Genomic DNA, 23243 nt, shown 5'->3' on the forward strand with positions numbered 1-23243 from the left:
TATTGTCGGATATGACAAAAAATATCTATAAATATCACTATAATTATAACTTTTATTGTAATATTGACAAATCAAATAGTTATGATACAGGCAAAAAGTTTTAATCTAAATATTACAAAATGTTATCTTTCAGAATTGAAAACATGGAGATTATAGGGGTTCGGTTGCCTTATATATTTCTGAAATTTTAAAAATATATTTCTATTTTAATAGGTTATTTTATCCCTTCTTCCTTTTGGCATAATTATTGCATAAAATTAGGAAAAGGCGTTCTTTTTTTTATGCGTAAATGATAAAATCAGCTCAAACCCGGACATCAATGTCCGGGCTGAAAGCTAAAGCGGACTAAAGCCAACTGGAGTGCGCTGTCAGGCCAGGCAATCAGGCAGTTATGCCTGGGGGATTTCCCAATCCCAGACAAGCATTTACGTTGAACCGCTAAAACTTTAATTTGCTGAAAAGAAAGGAGGAAACAAAAAAATGAAATCAGAAACCAGTAATCTTTTTCGTGTCTTACAAGTCATTCTTGTTTGCCTGATGTTTTTGGCGATATCCAATCCTGTTGCAGCCGAGGAGACCTACCAGTTTGAACGGATGTGGCCCACGCTTCAGCAGCCATGGTATTTTATGGAGGGAAAAATCGCAACGGATAAGCACAAATTTATTTATCTCCTCGATTTTTACTATAATTGACCTTTCTGAAATCACGCTAAAGCCTTATCCAACGTGTGATTATTGGGAATAATACTCTGAAAATGCTCTTTGAAAATTTTTCGGACGTCAACGAACTTCGGGCAGAGTCTGACTAACTTGTTAATGGTCACATTTCGGAAGCGTCGGAGCTTCCTCAGATTCTGCTTCATCATATTGACGACGAGGTATGCGATGACTTTGACGCCGACGCAGGCATGAGCCCCCTTCCGATCTCGGAGATGCATTGCTCCCAGTTCGAGAGTGTCTTTGAGGAGCTTCCGGAATTCTTCGATGCGATGATGGAAGGCGAAGGCATGCAGTGCCTCGCTGCTACGCAGAGGTCGTCCTGCTATAATAAGGTAGCTGACCGCCCGTTTCCCCTTCGGAATATAGAAGACGAGAATAACCTCGCCGAAGGTTTCGCTTACTGCTTCGGTTCGATACACCGGCTGTCCGTCTGTTCCCCATCCGGGAGTAAGACGATCTTTGAAATTTTTCCGCCACTGGCCGGCCTTCCGGATTTCTCCGTCAATTTCAAAGACGTAGTTGTCCTTGCCGCGGAAAATTCCGGTAAGAGTCAGTAAGAGTGCGGGATCGGACGATTCGGCATCTTCGTTCGCAAGGCCGGTGTCTGTAGCTGACGCATCCGATTCGGACGAGGCTTCTTCCGAACATTCACCGCGGCAGAATGCCGCGATATCCTGAGAAAAATATGCCGCATCACCTGTAGTTCCGAGGCGGCTGATGTCAATGCCCGCGGCTTCGAATTTTGCTTCGGCGGCTTTCAGCATCTCCTCATATATCTCAGGCTTGGTTTTAAGCCCCCTGCCCTGTTTGGAGACTATCCGCACGTCGAGAGGGAGAATAATGTCGCCGATTACCAGAATCAGAGCGATCACGTTCTGCCCGTTCGCCACGCGTTTAAGCTGGCCGCTCCACCATTTCCATACATAGCCGAGTTCCGTGGCAATACGGGCAATCACGGAGTCATCGACTGCCATAATCAGTCCGTCCCGGCTTTTTGTGGCATCGCTCATGGTGAGCCTCTCCCGCAGGAGAGGAACAGCGATGCTGTAAAGGTGATTCTGCAGGAACTTACGCCAGCAGTAAACACTGACGTTTTTAACACGGTCATAGGTGGCGGTTTTCGGGAGTCCGAGCACCTGCATAACCTGGTAAACATTGTCCGCTCCGAGAAATACCGCCATGCTGATGAGAAGAAGGGTTTCCATATCCTCATCAGGCATCCGGCGGAAATACGGGCGGAGTATTTTTCCGAACTCCTCGGCGGCACGAAGCATTTCTTCGGTAAAATGTTCCTCAGCGGTTTTCGTTGTCATAATAAGAACCTCCTTATAATATCGGCACCCGGAATCAGGGCGGTCAGAGGCTCGGACATATATTTCCGAACCGTATATTTGTACAGTATATCACGAAGTCCGTCGTATGCCAAGAAAAATTTTAAATCCGAGTGTCTGACTACAGATTCGCATTCTTAAAATATAAGCTGGTTTCAAACGCATTTTCATGAGATTAATTTATGTAAACTCAATATAAACAGCATGTTAATTTCAATACTGGAAAGGTCAATATAATCGCGTCCAAAAATTCACGCTGGACGGGCAATTTGTTACAAAATGGGGGGGGAAGTGGGGGAGTGAAGACGGTGAATTCGGAAGCCCCAAGGGTATAGCGACAGACGCAGATGGTTTTGTTTATGTAGCAGATACAGGAAATCATCGTATTCAAAAATTCACCTCAGATGGGCAGTTTGTCACCAAATGGGGAAGTCGGGGCAGCGGAAACGGAGAATTCAATTCCCCTGCTAATATTGTAACAGATGCCAAAGGCTTTGTCTATGTCGCAGATACAAAAAATCATCGTATTCAAAAATTCTCATCAGAAGGAGAATTTATCTCCAAATGGGGAAACGAAGGTAGCGAAGATGGTGAATTTAACAAACCTGGAGACATAAAATTCGCTGCTGATGGCTACATCTATGTTGCGGACAGCAATAACTCTCGTATTCAAAAATTTTCATCAGAAGGAGAATTTGTCTCCAAATGGGGAAATAAAGAGTCAGGAGATGGAGAGTTAAGCACCTCTTTCCAAATCGTTTCAGATGATGATGGCTATATCTATGTGGCGGACGGGTCACGAGTTCAGAAGTTCACAACAGACGGAGAATTTCTTATCAAATGGGAAGGCTTCTCAGGGCTTCAGGATATTGTGGCGGATAGTAACGGATTTGTCTATACATTTGAGAGTTATCATGACCGCTATAATCGTATTCATCGCATTCAAAAGTTCACATCTGACGGAGAGTTTGTTGCAAAATGGGGCAGAGAGGGGCTGAAAGACGGGCGGGAGCTTATGAAACCTCTTGATTTGACAACAGATAATGAAGGCTTTCTCTATGTGCTTGACCGGCAGAATTGTTGTGTCTGGAAGTTCACACCAGAGGGAAAGTTCATCACCCGATGGGGAGATGGCATTCGAGAGAGAAACGGCCAGTTTTATACGGCATTGAGCATCATAGCGGATAAGAAAGGCTTTCTCTATGTTGCTGGCCCCCTTAACTGCCGTATCCTGAAGTTCACGACTGACGGACAGTTTATAAAAAAATGGGGCAGAAGGGGGATGAAAAACGGAGAATTTATCGGTCCTTCTGATATCGCAATAGACAAGGACGGCTTTCTCTATGTTGCTGATTCCTGGCGTATTCAGAAGTTTGATGCCGATGGTCGCTTTATAACCAAATGGGGACAACATGGCTTCAGAGATGGAGAATTAACAAGTGCGAACGCGGTGGCAGTGGATCGTAACAACATTGTCTATGTGGCAGATGGCACGCGCGTTCAGAAGTTCGACTCAAATGGAAAATTTTTAGGCAAATGGGAAGATCCGGATAATATTGTAAGCATTCATCGTCTGGATGTGGACGACGACGGGTTTGTTTACTTGAGAGATAATTCCTATCCTAACATCTTCAAGTATTCCTCAGACGGACAGCTTTTAGCAAAAATCGGGGAATCCGGCTCTGATCCGGGAAACTTTTCAGGAAGCAATGCAGGAATCTGTTTCAGCCCGAGTGGCAGAATCTATGTTTCGGATGCTTTTAACTATCGCATTCAGGTCTTCAGACCCGGATTACCCACGGATCGAAAAATGAAAGCCATTATTCTGGCGGGCAGGATAGATCCGAGGGACAGTCTGTGGGACGCCACCCAGATATGTACGAATTTTGCGTATCGTGCTTTGGTTTATCAGGGCTTCACCAAAGAAACCATCTATTATCTTTCTTCGGATACCAACGCCGATCTTGACGGCAATGGCGAAGCTGACGAAGTGGACGGAGCTGCCACCAAAGCAAACCTGCGGGATGCCATCACCGCATGGGCAGCAGATGCGGACAGCCTTGTAATCTATCTCACGGATCATGGCGAGGATAAAATATTCCGCATGAGCGAATCTGAGACGCTGACAGCCGGAGAACTTGACTCATGGCTGGATACCCTTCAGACAGATATGACCGGGAAACTCACGGTTGTCTATGACGCGTGCAAGTCAGGAAGTTTTATCTCCGAACTCACGCCGCCTGAAAACAGGGAACGCATTGTGCTTGCAAGCAGCGCTCCGGATGAGCCTGCGTTCTTCGTAACCAAGGGGTCTCTTTCTTTTTCCAGTTCTTTCTGGACTCACATCTTTAACGGCCTGGATGTCAGGGACGCGTTTGAGATGGCACAAGAGACAATGGGAACTCCGGTCGAATTTCAGCATCCGCTTTTGGATGCGGACGGCAATGGTGTGGGCAACGAACCCGGAGATTTTGATCGGGTTCGAAATCTCTTTATCGGTAATGGTACGACCATTTGGGGAGACGGGCCGGCCATCGGCAATGTCTCGCCTCCGCAGACGCTCAATAGCACAAGGTCTGCAACCATCTCTGCTTTTGACGTGACAGATGAGGACGGTATCACCCGGGTATGGGCCGTAATTCGTCCCCCGAATTATCAGCAGGGCACCCCGGGTAATCCCATTGAGAATCTTCCCACCATTGATCTTGTGCCTGCGCAGGGCGAGTCAGGCCAGTATGAAAACACCTATGACGGCTTTGATACCGAGGGAATATATCGCATCGCCATTTACGCCAGAGATGGGAATGGTAATCCTTCCGTGCCAAAGCTGACCACGGTGACGGTCGAGAATCCCCTGAAACGCAGAGCGATTATCGTGGCGGGTGATTCTGTGTCAGAGACCTTTTCCGCGGTTGTTGAAAAAAACGCAGGTCTGTCTTATGAAGCCTTGACATTTCAGGGGTATGCGGATGAGGATATTTATTTTATGAGTCCCGGAGCATTCTCCGCAGGAGTTGACGGACTGCCCACGCAAAGCAATTTGAAATATGCTGTTGAAACCTGGGGTGCGGAGGACACTTATGATCTTGTGCTTTATCTGACAGGAATTGCACAAAAACATGCGTTCCGGCTCAATGATACGGAAACCCTTTCTCCTGGCGAACTGGACACCATGGCAGATACGCTGCAAACCAGCAGAACACTCAGGCTGACGATAATTTATGACGCGTGCGCTGCCGGAAGTTTTCTGTCTTCGCTTCTCCCGCCTGAGGGATCAGAACGAATCCTGATATCAAGTACGAGGGGAGACGAGCCTGCCAGTTTTATTGCCCAGGGCGCAATTTCTTTCTCCCAGTTCTTCTGGAACAATGTGATAGACGGAATGAACCTCCGGGACGCATTTAAATGGGCTTCAGAGGCAGTCAGAAGTATGGAACAGTTTCCGACATTGGATGCTGACGGTGATGGTCTGCCCAATGAAATTTCTGACCGGCGGATCGCCAGAAGATGCAGTATTGGCACGGGGATCATGCTGGCAGGTGATGAACCGGTTATCAGCGAGGTATCGCCGCCTCAGACCCTGAACGGAGAAACATCGGCAACCGTATGGGCCGAAAACATCACTGCCGGTGCTGCCCTGGATAAGGTCTGGGCGGTGATCGTGCCCCCGGGTTATGACATGGGACCCTGTTCAGATTCCTTTGAGGACCTGCCGAAATTCGCTTTGAATGATGTCGGAAACGGACGGTATGAACTCACTTATGAGGATTTCTCTCACGTCGGCACCTATCAGATACTCATTTATGCCACAGATACCGAGGGCAATATTTCCAGCGTGTCTGAAACCCAGGTCAGTCAGTTGAGATCACCCTCATCTCCGCCTGACACGCCCGAACCTCCCGAAGAAGAGCCTGTCGAGGAAATTTATGGCGGTGTCTGCGTCGGAGAGGGCGACTGGATCAACGGAGAGGAATATCGGGGAGACACAGGCTCCAGCACACTGGACGGGGACAACTCCGCAACCATATGGGCGAGAGTCTCTGATGATGGGAACACAGAGGAACTCTGGGTGGTCATCGCACCGCCGGGTGAGGAGATTGATCCCTTTTCCGAAACATTTGAGAACCTGCCAAGGGTGTCGTTGAATGAATTGGGAGATGGCCGATATGCCATAAATTACGATAATTTCTCTGAGCTGGGTACTTATCAGTTGGGGATTTATGCCACAGATGCCAACGGAGATACCACTGAGGTGGCGCAGACCCAGGTGGAGAAAACCGCACAATCTGAGACACCGCCATCAGATCCTCCTGAATCTGAGGACAATACGGAAGAAAATCCTCCTGCGGAGGAACCTGAAGACAGCATATTTACTCTGGGAGAAGATGGAACCTTCGAATGGGAGTATAATGGCGAAATCTATCGGGGTGAAGTCATTCCTGTTACTGTGGATGGTCAGACCATGGCAAGCGTCCGGTTCGATGGGGTTGATCTCGAGGGCGAGATAAAAGACCTGCTGGCAATTGTAATGCCGCCGGATTGCGATATTGATCCAAATACCCTTTCATCAGAAGATTTGGAAAACCTGGGGCTGGACACTTCCTACGAACTCATACACAGCAGCGCCGAAGGAGACGAATATGGGATGCTGGTTTACGCAACCGATGCTGATGGAGATACTCAGCCGCCTTCCGCTGAAATCATCGGCGGTACGTTTACGGTGGGAGAGAACGGATTTGTTGAGATCGAATGGCTGTATGATGGCGGGAGTTATCAGGGAGAACTGGGGATTTTCAGTCTTTCCGGCATGAAGGACTTGACACCAGGATCAGTTGATTTTATAAGGGAAGCCGTGAAACGGTCATTGTCAAACACCGAGGACGGATATGTGGTGCTTTCGGATCCCACGGAAAAAGCACGGTTTGACGGTACGCTTGACGGAGAATCTCAGGACTGGAACAGCGGTGAGTATAAAGGAACCAAAACATTTGAGATGAGGCCCGGAGATATTTTCGCCACCATCCTGGTTCCAAATGCTTCCCTGGAAAGTCTGTTTGAAAATCCGGGAACAACAAATTCTTATAAACGCCCCTTGTTTTCGCTGGTATCATCGGCTCCGGCTTATGGCATGAGTGTGGGCCAGGTCGCTGATGTGAACGGCATGGGCAGAGGCTTTGTGTATGAGGATATGGATGCTGCCAACAGCGATAAAGATTACAACGACCTGATCATCCGAATGCACGGAGCAACACCGACTGAAATTCCGACATTGGACAGAGTCATATCCTCATCAGATTCATCCGCACAAAGCCGAAAAAGACGAAGCACGCGGGATTCATGGTCGGACTGGAGAACAGATTCGGAGCTGGGCAGGCAGATTATGCGGCATGTGGAGATGTCAGACACGGAATCTGACAGGCTTACAATATCTGTTGCCATTGATTCATCCGCGGATCTGCTGCTCTACGATTTCCAGGGGAAAGTGACCGGTAAGGACGGCGGATATATTCCGGGCGCGGCGTTTATGTATGACAGCTCTGGCGGACAGGTCATTTCTTTGCCCGTATCCGAGGAGGAAGGCTTTCTGTTCTGCCGCCTTGTATTGCGCGGAACAAAGGATGGGATCGCTCATTTGACAGTAAAGGCGAGCCAGGGGGAAGAAATTTTTTCGCAAAGAACGGACGCGGTTGAAGTAAATGCCCATCAGGTTCTCACAACTTATGGATGGGTACTTGCTGAAGAAGGAATTGTTGATTTTGGTGTACCGGAAATGCCGACAGACGGGGACGGTAATCCTCTGTTTTACGACTTTGACGGCGACGGAGATATTGACAATGATGACATTGAAAGGGCCGTGTCTCTGTGGAATAAGAGCGAGGGCGATCCTGAATATGATGTCTTTTTTGACCTGGATGATGACGGATATATCAGCGTTCTCGACATCATGCCGGTTGCGAACAGCAAGTCCATGCCCTGATTGTATTAAGCCCTGTCGGGGCTTTTGAAAACAGCCCGGCAATGTGTTGCCGGGCAAATCTGATGGCTGGTGATTGAACGCTGGCCGCGGATAAGAAAGGAAATAAAACATGGAACCATTTCTCAAAAAATTTTCACATATGCTGGCCCTCTTCATCACCTGCCTTATTTTTTCAAACTTTTTTCCTTCAAATGCCTTTACGCAGGATTTACCAAGTCTTGACACTGCATCATCACCATCTGTTTTGGATGACGGGGCAACATCTGCAATCATCCAGGCCGCAGGCGTGAGTAATGCAGCTTCAGTTCTAGCTGTAATTATGCCTCCGGGTTACACAGGGACGGTACCTGCTGATCCTGATGTAGCAGATTTTCCCAAATTGGAACTGACTGATAAAGGAGATGGAAAATACCAAGGAACAACAAGCGAGAATGTATTTTCCAAATTCGGCATGTATGAAGTAGCAGTTTATGCGAAAAATGCCGAAGGCGTTACATCTGACCCCAAGATATTTAATATTCAGCAATTTGTTTACAAAGATGTTTATGAGGATGATGATACATTTGAGCAGGCGAGTGTTATCAATGTCGGCAGTTTTGCTCAACGTCATAATTTTTACGAAGAGGGTGATGCGGACTGGGTAAAATTTTATGGATTTGCCGATCTGCCTTATATATTTGATGTAAAGAATGTGGGAATAAAGGGCAGTGTCATCATCGAACTTTATGAAGACCCTGAGGGTGTTTCAGTGCATTCTGATATGGGTCTTGAAGGGGAAAATGTCTCTATCGGACATTCTTTTACACAGGACGGGGTCTATTATGTGAAATTCATAAATTGTACATCTCCATCTTGCGATGAACTGTCTCTTGCCGAATATGGTGAAAATACAGGATATGACTTTTCCATATCTATAGAGAACGGTGCTATCGGGGATAAGGTGAACTGCACTTTTACTGTTACTGATAAATATTCTTCCATGCTTATTGAGAAGGCAAATATTAGTGCTGAACATTCGACAGAGACTGTTAATAAGTATGCAACAATGTTTAATGAAGACAGCGAAAAATATTCTATGGAGCTTATTGTAGAATCAGAGCCTTACACCCTTACCTGTAGTGCCCCCGGTTACGAGACTCAGAAATATTCTGATTTTGTTGTTTCTGATGTGACCCCGGACAAGACAATCGAAATGGAACTTGAAGCAGGAGCGTTGACAGTGCTTACTCCTGAGTTTTCTCCTCCGCCCGGTACATACCCATCAGCACAAAGTGTCAGCATTACGAGTACTCCCAGCGCCGTCATTTACTATACCATAGACGGAACCGAGCCAAATGCCAATTCAAAGATTTACGGGGATTCGCCGATTGACATACCAGAGGGAAGCACACTGACCATTAAGGCAACAGCTTTCAAAGAAGGGTGGAATAGTGCTAATAATGCAGGAAGCTATACAATAGAAACGAGTAATATTACAACGACAACAAGCTCCACCACCACTTCTCTTGCTCCGACAACCACGGCGGAACCCACCACGACGACGAGTTCCACGACAACTTCTCTTGCTCCGACAACCACGGCGGAACCCACCACGACGACGAGTTCCACGACAACTTCTCTTGCTCCGACAACCACGGCGGAACCCACCACGACGACGAGTTCCACGACAACTTCTTTCGCTCCTAGCACAACATCAACTACCACCTCAACCAGCACTACTTCTTCAACCACAAGCACTACGACTACCAGTACCACAACAACCACTATTGACATCAATGACATAGATAATGACAATGACGGCTATACAGAGAATCAGGGCGACTGCGATGATGCCAATCATTTGATATCTCCGGGAGTTGAGGAAATCTGCAACGATGGAATAGATAATAACTGCGACGGAAAGAAGAATGAATGCTGCGTCATGTATTACAAAGACACTGACAAAGACGGCTATTCTGACGGTCAATCATTAACATCGTGTACGAAACCCAAAGGATACAGACCTAAATCAAAACTAACTGCCACATCAGGAGACTGCAACGATGAAGATTTCTCTGTAAATCCCGGAGCAGAGGAAATCTGCAACAATAAGGACGACAACTGTGATGATAAGACAGATGAATGCTGCGTGGTTTATTACAAAGATGCTGACGGAGACGGATATTCCGACGGCACAGCTTCCGAACCGAGGTGTGACAAACCCGAGGGGTATAAATCCGAGGAGGAACTGACCGCCACATCAGGGGACTGCGATGATGATGATAGCTCAGTAAACCCCGGAGCAGAGGAAATCTGTAACCATAAGGACGACAACTGTGACGATAAGACAGATGAATGCTGCGTTGTTTATTACAAAGACGCTGACGGAGACGGATATTCCGACGGCACAGACTCCGGACCGAGGTGCGACAGACCCGAGGGGTACAAATCCGAGGAGGAACTGACCGCCACATCAGGGGACTGCGATGATGATGATAGCTCAGTAAACCCCGGAGCAGAGGAAATCTGTAACCATAAGGACGACAACTGTGACGATAAGACAGATGAATGCTGCGTTGTTTATTACAAAGACGCTGACGGAGACGGATATTCCGACGGGACAGGTTCCGAACCGAGGTGCGACAGACCCGAGGGGTACAAATCCGAGGAGGAACTGACCGCCACATCAGGGGACTGCGATGATGATGATAGCTCAGTAAACCCCGGAGCAGAGGAAATCTGTAACCATAAGGACGACAACTGTGACGATAAGACAGATGAATGCTGCGTTGTTTATTACAAAGACGCTGACGGAGACGGATATTCCGACGGGACAGGTTCCGAACCGACGTGCGACAAACCCGAGGGCTACAAATCTGAGGATGAACTGGCCGCACTGTTCGGAGACTGTAATGACGAGGAATTCTATATAAATCCCGGAATAACAAGGGAAGTTTGTAACGGAGTGGATGATAACTGTGATGAGCAAATTGATGAATATGTTTGTGATAATCCAGATGAACACGAAGCAGACCGTGCTGATAACGATCATAAAAATGCCGCGTCCATAAAATTGAATACGGAACAATATCATACGTTTCACAGCGAGAATGATGAAGACTGGGTGAAATTCTATGGGTTTATGGATGCTGTTTATACAATTAAACTGAAAACACAGGGTCAGTGCGAGCCATTGATCGAACTTTATGACAGCGACGGAGAAACACCGATATATCGTGATAAAAAACGGAAAGATGAGAATAAAGATATTTTTGAATGGGTATGCTCAAAAACCGGGGAATATTATCTCAAAATGGAAAATGCATCCTCTTATCCTTTGGGCGAAAATACGGAGTATTCTTTGGTGATCAAGGCTGAGTCGCTTGAACTCTCTTTTCTACAGAGGATTATACTTGATTTGCAGATACTCACGGGAGCAAGTGGAGAAGGATGGTGTAATGAATGGGAGGTACTTGATGCTGACGGAGATGGGAGGATTACGCTGAATGATGTTTCTCTGTATGCAAGAAACATTTTGGAAATGAGTGAGTAAGAATTACAGGGAAATCGGATAAGAAAAGGAAAAACATTCTGTGTAAAAGAAACCCGGCTTTTCTGGCAGGGGAAAACGGCTTGTTCAGAAAAAAAAGCCGGGTTTCTTGCATATACTCGCAGGTTTTTCACAACAAAAGAAACCCGGCTTTTTCCGGAAAAAAGCCGGGTTTCTTTCGTTCGCCGCAACTTTCAGTTTCCCATCCAACCAAACAAGGAGACATCAAATGCTTTTGAAAAGCCGTTCCTTATCCACCTTGCTTATTATCATATTCCTGTGCTGCCTTGCCGCTTATACTGTTCAGGCGCAAATTACCTTTGACGGAACCATGGGCCCTTCAAGCGAGCTTTCGGGTCCGCACTACCAAATAGATGAAACCATGGGAAAGCAGGTCGGAGGCAACTTGTTTCACAGCTTTGGCAAATTCAACATCAATACCGATGAAATCGCATTCTTTACCGGCTCAGATACAATAAAGAATGTCATCAGCAGGGTCACCGGAGGAGAACACTCTCTGATTGACGGACGCCTGCGGTCAGAAATACCAGGTGCTGATTTTTTTCTTATCAATCCATGGGGCATCACCTTTGGCCCGAATGGTTTTTTGGATGTCTCCGGCTCTTTTCACCTTAGCACTTCGGATTATCTTCGTTTGGGAGATGAGGGACGTTTTGACGCGGTTCACACTGAAAACACCGTATTAACCACTGCCCCGCCTTCAGCCTTTGGTTTTTTGAGTGATACTCCGTCAGATATAACCCTGGACTCAGGCAGATATCTCGAAATTCCCCGAGGTGAGACACTCTCCCTGACAGGGGGAGATATGGAAATAAAAGACAGATGGATACGGATAGAAGGCGGCCAGGTGAACATTGCCAGTGTCGCATCTCCAGGTGAAGCCATGATTACCAAACCCGGGACAGACATATCTGATTTTGAAAAACATGGCAACCTGTTCGTTTCAGACGGAGCAGCCATTGATGTCAACGGATATGGCGAACGTTCCGGGGAAGTGCATATCCGGGGAGGCCGCTTTGAACTCAGCGGAAAATCATATATCTCATCCATAACGGACAAGGAGGAGGGAGGTGAAATTGATATCCGTCTAAGCGAAGATATGATTGTCGCAGATGGTCAGATTACCACTGTCGCAGAGGAACAAGGAAAAGCCGGAGATATCACATTGGCGGCAAAAAATCTGGAGATAAGAGATGGCGGCGTTGTATCTTCATATAGCAAAAAGGAGGGACAAAGCGGCAATATCAAGATAACCACACGAGAAAATATCAGCATATCCGGATCAGAGACTTCTGAAAAAGTCTTATACACAGATGCCTTTGGTTCCGGAAGTGCAGGAAATATCTCCATGGATGCGAAAAAAGTGGAGATAAATCAGAATGGAAAAATATCAGCCAGCAACGCCGGACACGGCAGCAGCGGTGATATTTCCTTAACGACCCGTGAATTTGTCACGCTTACAGGAGAAAGCGGGCTTTACGCGCAGGCCGAGGGCGATGGATATGGCGGAAACGTCGCCATTTCCGGGGGGATGGTTTCCGTGTCAGATGATTCAAGAATCAGCGCATCTTCTGCCGGATGGGGCGACGCGGGCTATGTGTCCATTGACGCAACCCATCTGAATGTGACCAACGGCGGGCTTGTCATCACCAGTGCGTATGGCTCGGGTTCAAGTGGTGATATTTCCGTGTCCGCGTTTGGTTCTGCTGAAATATCAGGAACTGGAAAAGACACCAGCGCACTGGCGGCGGAATCTTATGGAAACGGAGACGCTGGGAGTATTGCCATTGTAACAAATGATCTGAGACTGGCTGACGAAGGATTCATCACCACTGCTTCCCGCGGAAACGGTCGAGGCGGAAATGTTATTTTAAAAGCAGAGCGCATGGATGTCACCGGCGGAGGAAAAGTCAGCACCGGCACTAACGGAGCCAATGCCGGCGGAGATATTTCTGTGACAATTCAAGATGCCGCTGTTATCTCCGGCACAGACAGATATGACGGTGCCAGCGGATTTTATGCAGATACAAAGGGAAAAGGAAACGCAGGCGCAGTTACGGTTTCCGCAGATTCTCTGACCATTGCGGATAACGGAATCATTACGAGCAGCACCTCCGGCAAAGGCAGCGGTGGAAATCTTACGCTGGACACAGGGCGTCTCAGTTTGCTCGGCGGCGGAAAAGTCGTCTCCGCAGTCTCAGCTGAAGGGAAAGGGAGTAATCTCTCCATAACGGCCCGTGATGATGTCTCTGTTACGGGAACCGGCAGTTTCGGGGCCAGCGGACTATATGCCATCGCTGATCCGGACAGCCAGGGAGACGCTGGCACCATCACCGTTTCCACGAAAAACCTGAGCATCGAAGATAACGGGACCATCTCCGGAGAGATCAGGGGTGCGGGACATGGCGGTAATATGTTGCTGGATGTGGATGAGATGAAACTCACTGGCGGCGGAAGCCTCACCACAACCACTCATGGCTTGGGAAAGGGCGGCGATATTTCCATTCTCGCAGAGGGTGACATCGCCATTTCCGGGAGCGGTGATCTCAACAGCCGAGTGACTGCCAATGCAAATGTCGGAACCAGCGGCAATTCCGGTAATATTCATATTTCCGCGGATTCCCTCAGTGTTGCGGACAAAGGCATTATTTTTGATCAGGCTTATGGCACGGGTCAGAGCGGTGACATCACAATAGATGTGAACCATTTGGAAATAAAGAATGAAAGCAGTGTCAGTACGGATACTTACGGCGGAAACAGCGGCGGAAAACTTTTGGTCGAGGCCCGGGACGCTGTCACCATTTCCGGAACCAGCGAATTATCCGCCAAAACCAAAGGAACCCTTGGCCCCGGAGACGCGGGGGATATCCATATCTCCACAGGTGTTCTCGCTCTTGAAAATGAGGGATTAGTCAATAACGGAACCGGCGGACAAGGAAATGGCGGAAATATTGTCATCAACGCAGACCAGGTGGAGATGCGCAAAGGATATATTACCTCCAGCACTGAAGAGGGAAGCGCAGGCACCGGAGGAGATATATCAATTACCGCGGCAGATTCAGTCCATATTGCGGGATCCGGGGCAGATGATGAAGGAAAATATGCTCCGTACTACGGGGTTTATGCCCAGACTCAGGGGACCGGACACGGCGGAAATATCACCATTTCAGCAGATGAAGTGAGAATGGACAAAGACGGATGGATCAACGGCCAGACATATGGCAGCGGGAACGGCGGAAATGTGACATTAGATGTGAATCGTCTCGAAACGCATGAAGGCGGAATCATAACCACCAGCACCCGATGCACAGGCAATGCCGGGGACATCTCCATCACTGCGGGCGATTCAGTGAATCTTTCCGGTTCCGGTGCAAAGCAGGAAAGAAGCTGGATTTTCACCGCCACTTACAGTTCCGGCAGAGGCGGTGATCTGAGCATTTCAACGCCTGAACTGACAGTGGGCCAAAGCGGAGCGATTTATGCGGATACATTGCAGGAGGATAAAGACTGCTGTGAGGCAGGCAGAGAAAAACCGGACGGACGTGCCGGAGATATTTATCTGAATACGGATCGCATCACTTTGGAACAAGGCGGAGCCGTATCAGCCAGCACATGGACAGCAGGACAGGGCGGAGATATTCGCATCACTGCTAAAGAATCTGTCACCATATCCGGAACCGGGGATGAGGAACACCGCGGATTAAAAGACAGCGGCATATATGCGAGCGCACGGGATAGTGGAAAAGGGGGAACTATTCATGTTTCGACAAACGCCCTGACCATTGCTCAACAGGGACAGATTAACACCTCTGCCTCTGCTTCCGGCGATGGCGGAGATATCACGCTGCTTTCAGAACTGGCGGATATCAGAGAGAATGCCTCGGTGACAGCGAAAAGCTCCGGAACCGGCAAAGCTGGCAATGTCGTTGTCAATGCTTCTGATTCGATTCTCAATCACGGCGGGATCATATCCACTGAATCTGAAATGGCTCAGGGCGGAGATATTGCCATCACCACGCCAAAGTTTTCCGCATCAGAAAATGGCGAGATCAGTGCCAGCGTCCGGGGGGGAGATAAAAAAGGCGGTGAGATCAATTTGAACGTGACAAGCCTGAATCTCAGCAGCGGCGCGCATATTGAAAGCTCAACGGACGGAAAGGGCCAAGGCGGTGAAATTCATGTAACTGCGTCCGATTCCGTGTCTCTGTCCGGAAAGCATAGCGGCCTATACAGCACCGCCAGCTCATCTGGCGACGCTGGCATTATCACCGCTGCCTCGCCGCTCCTGACTTTGGCGGATACCGCTGAAATCAGCACAGAGAGTTCCGGATCAGGCAAAGCCGGAGATATTTCTCTGAAAGATCAGCTTAGAAAACTTACACTGCAAAACGCCGTAATCTCATCTGCCAATTCCGGCAGCGGAGATGCCGGTAAAATCGCCATCAGCACCGAAGAATCCATTATGATGGAATCGGGCAGCGTTAAAACCGAGGCCAGACAGGGACAGGGCGGAAGTATCATCATTGCAACGCCGAAATTATCCGCATCAGGTAAAGGAGCCATCAGTGCCAGTGTTCTGCAAGGTGTTAAAAATGGCGGAAAAATAGAAGTGGATGTGAAAACGCTTAATCTTGATAACGCCAGCCGTGTTGAAAGCTCAACCGGAGGAAAAGGAGAGGGCGGTGAAATTCTTGTCAGCGCCTCTGATTCCATCCGTCTGTCAGGAAAGGATAGCGGATTTTACAGCACCGCAAGTTCGTCCGGTGACGCGGGATTCATTGCAGCCGAGGCACCTGTTCTTGCTCTGAATAATCACGCTAAAATCAGTACGGAAAGTTCCGGATCGGGCAGGGCCGGAAATATTGAATTGAAACACGGACTGAGAAACCTCACTCTTACACAGAATGCTGCTGTTTCCTCTTCCAACAGCGGTGACGGAGATGCCGGAGAGATCATAATTCACGCGGGAGAATCTGTCAGGATTGAGGAGAGTTTTGTTACTACAAAATCAGTAAGAGGCAAAGGCGGAAGCATCACCTTGACAACAGATATGTTATCCGCTTCCGGCTCAGGAACTGTCAGCGCCAGTGTCGCGGGCGGTGAGAAAAAAGGCGGCGACATCACTGTAAACACAACATCCCTTGATCTCAAAAACGGTATTCGCATTGAGGCGTCAACCCGCGGCAAAGGACAGGGCGGAACTGTCCATGTCAATGCCTCGGATTCGGTTCAATTGCACAACGGAGCAATGATTTCCGCCAAAAGCACCGGGACTGGCAATGCCGGGGATATTTCCATCAACGCGGTCAATGCCATCCGCATGGACAAGAGCGCGGTGACCACGGAAGCCGGAAACGCTGATGGCGGAAATATCATGATAAATAATCCTCATCATTTTCATATGCTTGACAGCGAGATAACCGCGACTGTGGGCGGAGGCGAGGGAAATGGCGGAAATATCACGATGGTGCCTGAACTGGCAATTGCAGAAGGAAACAGCGCAATTATAGCCAACGCGTATAAAGGCCGGGGCGGAAATATCCGTATCCGGTCAGACGGGTTTGTCCGGTCTTCTGACACCATTGTTTCCGCGTCATCAGAATTGGGAATTGACGGTTCCGTGGAGATTGAATCCCAGGATATCAGCAGCACACTGAGTGTCTTGCCCGCGAATTTCCTTGACGCGTCCCGTATGCTCCCCTGTTCGGAACGGGTCGGAGAAAACACGAGCAGCTTTGTGCTGGCCGGACGGGACGGCATTCCTACGCCAATGGATGACTGGTTGGCAAGTCCCCGATTACCGTTTAAAAAAACAGAGGCTGCTGAGACGCAGGTGAAAGACCAGCCCGGACAGTTCCTTGTCAGAGGGGAAACATTTTTTCGCAAGGGTGATTTTGTAAAGGCCGCCCAGACATGGGAACAGGCCATAAAGTTTCTGAACACGGAGGAAGAAACTTATCTCCGCACGGTCATATCTCTGGCTGATGCGTACTGCTCCCTGGGACATTATCAAAAACCCTTGTCATTCCTTCGTGAGACCTTATCTGCTATTGAGAAAGAAAATTTTCCTTATCATAATGCGCTGGTTCTCAGCCGTCTTGGTGATCTTTTGCTTTGTCTCGGAAATGTCACGCAGGCGGAGGATTATCTGAAAAAGGCCGAAAGAGAAGCCCGGTTCGCGAACAGACCTTGTTTGCTGGCAGGTGTTTTAAACAATTTGGGAAATGTGCTTGCCGCGGATGAAGATTATCAGGGAGCAATGACAGCCTACGAGAAAAGTCTTTATATTATTGAAAATTCAGCTAAAACGGTCTGTGATCTGTCTCCGCTAAAATCAAAAATTTTAATCAATCTCACGCGTGTCAGACTGATGACGGGCGAGTATGCTGAGGCTGTCAGCACGCTGGATGACACGCTGCTTCAAATCCGAAATCTTGGAGATTCTCATCACAAGGCTTCGGACCTTATCTCCCTGAGTTTGCTTGCCCGGGATATTCAGGACAGGTATACGCCGTGTGCCAGTCATCTGAAGCGTGTTGCTTATGGGTCACTGAACCAGGCAAAACAAATTGGCGACATGCTGAAAGACGACCGTATCCTTTCGTACAGTTACGGATATCTGGCCCGATTTTCCAAAGACAACGGAGATGATGCCGAGGCCGTCCGTCTGACTCGCCGTGCGTTATTTTTCGCGCAGCAGGGGAATCATTCTCCTGAAATTTCATATCTCTGGCAATGGCAATTGGGAAGGCTGTTCAGAGCTTTGGGCGACACCGAGAAATCTGTCAGCGCTTACAGCGACACCATCCGCACACTGGATCCCGTGCGTAAGGAGTTTTTTAACGGGTACCGCGGTCAGGAAGACATATTTGATGAGAAGGTGAAACCTGTGTATCTGGAACTGGCAGAACTTCATTTAAAAGCCGCGGAAACGGTCAGCGAGAAAAGTGTCCGGGAAAAAAGACTGAGAATCGCCATGGACACGATGGAGCTTCTGAAGGCGGCTGAATTGCAGGATTATTTTGAGGATGAGTGTGTGACTGTCATGCAAAAAGACATTCCGAATGAGAAGTACGCGTATCATCCCCCTCCGCACACTGCGCTCATTTATCCGATTCTCTTTCCTGACCACCTGACATTACTGCTGATTCTCCCGGACAGCGTCATGCAGAAAAATGTCCCGGTCAGTTCCGAAGAAATCAGGGAAAAGGCAAACCTGTTTCGGGAGCGGTTACAGGAGGGAGCGAAAACGAACCGGATTCTTTACTATGCGAATCCGCTTTATGACTGGCTGATACGTTCTGTTGAGGCGGAACTGGCGGCCCGGGAGACAGACACGCTTATTGTCGCGCCGGACGGTGTGCTTCGTCTGATACCGTTCGCCGCGCTGCATGACGGCCGTCATTTTCTCACGGAGAAATACGCGGTTGTCACGATTCCCGGAATCAGACTGACAGATTCCGCATCGGTTTCACTGAAAAAGGTCAGGGTGCTTCTCAGCGGGATTTCCGAAGGCGTCCAGGGGTTTGATCCCCTCCCCGGTGTGGAAAGGGAGTTTGAGGAACTTCGGAAAATCACGACGGGCAGTGAGATGTTGCTGAATCAGGAATATACTGCTGACCATCTTTTTGACGAATTTAAAAAGCGTGACTACTCCGTGGTTCATATCTCCACCCACGGCGTATTTGACAGCGATCCTCGTGATACTTTTCTGCTGACCTACGACAGCAGGCTGACCATGGATCAGCTCGGAGAATTTGTCGCTCTCGGGAGATTTCATGAGAGGCAGCTCGAACTCCTCACCCTGAGCGCGTGTCAGACTGCCCTGGGAGATGAGCGTTCGGCCCTGGGGCTTGCGGGTCTGGCCCTCAGCGCGGGCGCGAAGAGTGCGCTTGCCACCTTATGGTCCGTGTATGATGACTCTGCGTCCCTGGCTGTCACAGAGTTTTACCGGCAGCTCGGGAAACCCGGTATTTCAAAGGCAAAGGCGCTGCAAAATGCACAGAAAAAGCTTATTTCCCGACCGCGTTACAGCCATCCGGCCTGCTGGGCACCTTTCCTGCTGATCGGAAACTGGTCATGATGTTGCAGGGAGATGCTGAGAAAACTTTGACGAAAATTTTCCGGACTGAAACCTTGACGAAATTATTTATGATATGATAAGCTGTCCGCTTTTTGTGCCGCCTCCGACTGCACTCAGACAGACTCACCGCACAGCGTTCCCTTCGACAAGCTCAGGGAACGCCGCAGGCGGCAGAGAAACCCGGCTTTTTCCTTCACGGACGGCGGATCACTCCGGAAAAAAAGCCGGGTTTCTTTTCTGGGTAAATATAGAAAACTTATGGTTAGGTATTTATCATCAAAAGATAAGGGAGATGAGCAACGTGACACAATATGTTCAGACAGGGCTTGAGAGATTTCTTGAGACACCGCCGCGATGGATCTTCGGATACCGGCTCGGACTTTTAGGTAATCCTGCTTCGGTTGACAGACAGTTTCGCCATGCTCGTGAGCTGATTAACCAGCGGTTTCCGGGAAAACTGACGACATTATATTCTCCTCAGCACGGCTTTTTTTCGGAAAAACAGGATAATATGATTGAATCGGATCATATGACCGATCCGGTGCTGGGGATTCCTGTTTTCAGCCTTTACGGTGAAACCCGCATTCCCACCCGGGAGATGTTCGAAAATACAGACATTCTGATTATTGATTTGCAGGACGCGGGCACTCGTGTTTATACTTTTGTTTACACCGCGTCTTACTGCCTTGAAGTGGCGAAAAAATTCGGCAAAAAGGTTCTCATTCTGGATCGTCCGAACCCCGTGGGCGGGTCCGTGACAGAAGGAAACTGTCTGTCTCCCGAATGTGCGTCATTTGTGGGACGTTATCCCATTCCCATGCGACACGGGCTGACCATTGGCGAACTGCTCACCCTGTTCAACGACCACTATGGTATTGGCTGTGATCTTGAAGTTATTCCCATGAAAGGCTGGGACCGGTCCATGTATTTTCAGGATACCGGGCTTCCGTGGATTCCTCCGTCTCCCAATCTCCCCACGCCGACATCAGCCATGGTTTACCCCGGGCAGGTATTGTGGGAAGGAACCAATATATCTGAAGGACGGGGAACAACTCAGCCTTTTGAGATTTTCGGCGCGCCGTTCATTGACACGGAAAGAATTCTTTCGAGTCTGGGACATCGGCAGTTGCCCGGGGCGATCCTCAGAGAAATCGCTTTTGAGCCGACATCCAACAAATGGAGCGGAAGTTTATGCAAAGGGTTTCAGATACATATCACGGATCCTCATGAATATCAGCCTTATATCACATCCCTTAAACTGCTTCAGGCGATTCGTTTTCATCATAAGGAACAGTTCAAATGGAAATCTCCGCCTTATGAATATGAATTTGAACGGCTTCCCATTGATCTTCTCATAGGAAGTGCGGAAATTCGTCAGCGCATGGAAAAATTCGATGATTTGGATGAAATTGCGGCATCCTGGAGAATAGCGCTTGAGGAATTCATTCATATAACCCGGGAGTTTCATATCTACACCCGGGCCAGGATTTAAGAGGTCGGGCTATGCCAATCAATTGAAAAATTTGAAAAACAATTAAAATATTGGAAAGAATGAGAAGAGTAACGGAGATGAAGAATAATGGAAAATATTGATGATCTTAAAAAAAGGCTTGAGGTGTTAGGCGATAAAATCAGGGAGGTAAAAAAAAGGCTGCCGGCTCATTCTGTAAAACCACATCAGCTAATGTCTCTGTTTGAACTTGAAGATGAATACGACGATGTTTTGCTGAAAATCAGGAAAATAAAACAGGGTCAGCAAGGGGGGCGGACCACGACAACCACTTGAAAAATATTCAAAAGCGATTAAATTAGAAGTAATTTCAGGGGCGATATTGTACTTTTTGCCATCAAAAAGGGAGTTATAGAAAGATCAATTAATCTGCCCCCTCGGGGGGCCAAAAAATACTAAGGAGATTCACTTATTAATGATTCTGTCATTTCACCCTATTTTTGAAGGGGATAAAAATATTTTATGCGCGGGGCGTGACCCCGGAAAGGATGACCTTGCCGCGATAAAAGCTGCGGATGCGGTGATTCTGCCCCAGGGATGCAGACAAACCCTCTATGACATGGCGCGGGAAAACTGCCCTCATGTTTTCCCAAATTATGACGCGGAGTTCAAATATCCGGGCAAAATCGGCCAGGCGCATCTGTTTCAGAAAACAAATGTCCCGCATCCGAAAACCGAAACTTATCTGACAGTTGACGACTTCACCCAAGTTTCAAGTTTCAAGTTTCAAGTTTCAAGTTTCAAGTTTCAAGTTTCAAGTTTCAAGTTTCAAGTTTCAAGTTTCCCCTTTGTCTTCAAGTTTGACTGGGGCGGAGAAGGCGATAATGTTTTTCTGATCAAGTCTCACGGAGAATTTCAGGAGGTTTTACAAAAAGCCATCTTGTTTGAAAAGACAGGCCAGAAAGGTTTTTTAATACAGGAATATATTCCATCGAAAAACAGGACATTAAGAGTGGTCATCATGGGTGAGAAAATTATCTCTTACTGGCGAGTTCAGGAAGGAGCAGAATGTTTCTGCGCCAACCTGGCCCATGGTGCTGTCATAGATGCGGAATCTGATCCGGATCTGCAGGCAGAGGCAGTCAGATCAGTGAGGCATTTCTGCAAAAAAACAGGAATTAACCTGGCAGGATTTGATTTTCTTTTTTCTCATGATTCGGAATCCGGAACCGATGTGAACATACCGCTTTTTCTTGAGATAAACTATTTTTTTGGCAGGCGCGGTCTGGGCGGTTCTGAAAAATTTTATGAATTACTTATTACAGAAATCAAAAAATGGACGGAGAACCTGTGATGCAACCTTATGCGATGGATTTGGATGATGCGGATATTCGGAGGGAACGCCAAAAAGCACGAGAACTCAGGGCATCCCAGTGGTGGAAACGCCGTTGTGCAAAAGGCGTGTGTTATTACTGCGAACAGCCCACCTCCCCAAAAGAACTGACCATGGACCATATTGTACCCATCTCCCGCGGCGGCAGAAGCACAAAGGGAAATGTTGTTCCCTGTTGCAAGGAATGCAACAATAACAAAAAACAGCTTCTGCCTATGGAATGGGAGGAATATTTAAATGAAGCCCGTAAACGCTCAGATATTTCCGCTGATTAACTCGGATATCACAGACGCGGAGAACCCTTTTGAATAAAGGAATCTGTAAATTTTTTCTTTTCTTTTTCTAGCGTCTTTTTCTCTGTTCAGGGTCCTGAGCTTTTTCTCAAGTGATCTGCGGGCATTTTCCAGTTCGTCCGCGTCTGTGTGATGATCCTCAAGAATGTTGCTGATCAGTTCCTCATTCAGCCCTTTTTTCTTCATTGAGAAACGAATGCGGCGAAGCCCGTATCCCTTTGTCTGAAGTTCCCGAAGGTAGTATTGGGCGGTTTGTTCATCATTGATATAATTGAACTGTTCGCATTCGGAGATCACCTTTGTAATCACTTCGGCGACAAAGCCGCGCTGTTTCAGTTTCTGTCTGATTTCATACTTGGTATGGTTTCGGCGTGAAAGCAGTCTCACCGCGGCATTCATGGCTTTATTGCATGTTCTTTTGAATTCGCTGTCTTCATTCATTTCAG

Annotated in this window: 10 protein-coding genes and 1 pseudogene; 9 read left to right on the forward strand and 2 right to left on the reverse strand. The window is 48.0% G+C overall.

The features are described 5' to 3' along the window. The first annotated feature begins 480 nt into the window (after positions 1-480). Positions 481-693 (forward strand): hypothetical protein, encoded by a 213-nt coding sequence (locus dnm_RS12805; RefSeq protein ID WP_207683031.1) that lies wholly within the window; start codon positions 481-483, stop codon positions 691-693. An 11-nt stretch (positions 694-704) separates the two neighbouring features. On the opposite strand, the gene dnm_RS12810 is transcribed toward dnm_RS12805, so the two are convergent. After that, positions 705-2033: a hypothetical protein gene (locus dnm_RS12810; RefSeq protein ID WP_207679484.1), complete on the reverse strand. Its 1329-nt coding sequence runs from the start codon at positions 2031-2033 to the stop codon at positions 705-707. 274 nt (positions 2034-2307) lie between these two features. Between dnm_RS12810 and dnm_RS31605 the strand changes: the two are divergent. From dnm_RS31605 to dnm_RS12855, 8 genes and pseudogenes are all read left to right on the forward strand, one after another. Next, positions 2308-2718 (forward strand): annotated as a pseudogene (locus dnm_RS31605) (NHL repeat-containing protein); the annotation flags it as partial. Between the two features lie 117 nt (positions 2719-2835). Beyond that, complete coding sequence (locus tag dnm_RS12825) at positions 2836-8028, forward strand: DUF4114 domain-containing protein (RefSeq protein WP_207683032.1); 5193 nt, start codon at positions 2836-2838, stop codon at positions 8026-8028. A 109-nt stretch (positions 8029-8137) separates the two neighbouring features. Beyond that, complete coding sequence (locus dnm_RS12830; protein ID WP_207683033.1) at positions 8138-11560, forward strand: MopE-related protein; 3423 nt, start codon at positions 8138-8140, stop codon at positions 11558-11560. Positions 11561-11786: 226 nt separating this feature from the next. Then, positions 11787-19661 carry a CHAT domain-containing protein gene (locus dnm_RS12835; RefSeq protein ID WP_207683034.1) on the forward strand — a complete coding sequence of 2625 codons (7875 nt, stop codon included), beginning with the start codon at positions 11787-11789 and terminating at the stop codon, positions 19659-19661. Positions 19662-19953: 292 nt separating this feature from the next. Then, positions 19954-21153, forward strand: coding sequence for an exo-beta-N-acetylmuramidase NamZ family protein (locus tag dnm_RS12840; protein WP_207683035.1), 1200 nt, complete (start codon positions 19954-19956; stop codon positions 21151-21153). Positions 21154-21240: 87 nt separating this feature from the next. Next, on the forward strand, positions 21241-21447 hold the full coding sequence (locus dnm_RS12845; protein WP_207683036.1) for a hypothetical protein: 207 nt from the start codon (positions 21241-21243) through the stop codon (positions 21445-21447). Positions 21448-21586: 139 nt separating this feature from the next. Next, positions 21587-22465, forward strand: coding sequence for an ATP-grasp domain-containing protein (locus dnm_RS12850; RefSeq protein ID WP_207683037.1), 879 nt, complete (start codon positions 21587-21589; stop codon positions 22463-22465). Further along, positions 22465-22779, forward strand: coding sequence for an HNH endonuclease (locus dnm_RS12855; protein ID WP_207683038.1), 315 nt, complete (start codon positions 22465-22467; stop codon positions 22777-22779). Before dnm_RS12850 ends, dnm_RS12855 begins: the two co-directional genes overlap by 1 nt. Here dnm_RS12855 and dnm_RS12860 read toward each other — a convergent pair. Then, positions 22759-23238 carry a regulatory protein RecX gene (locus dnm_RS12860; RefSeq protein ID WP_207683039.1) on the reverse strand — a complete coding sequence of 160 codons (480 nt, stop codon included), beginning with the start codon at positions 23236-23238 and terminating at the stop codon, positions 22759-22761. The genes dnm_RS12855 and dnm_RS12860 overlap by 21 nt on opposite strands. Between the last annotated feature and the right edge of the window lie 5 nt (positions 23239-23243).

The organism is Desulfonema magnum (assembly GCF_017377395.1).
GTDB classification, from domain to species: Bacteria; Desulfobacterota; Desulfobacteria; order Desulfobacterales; family 4be13; genus Desulfonema_C; species Desulfonema_C magnum.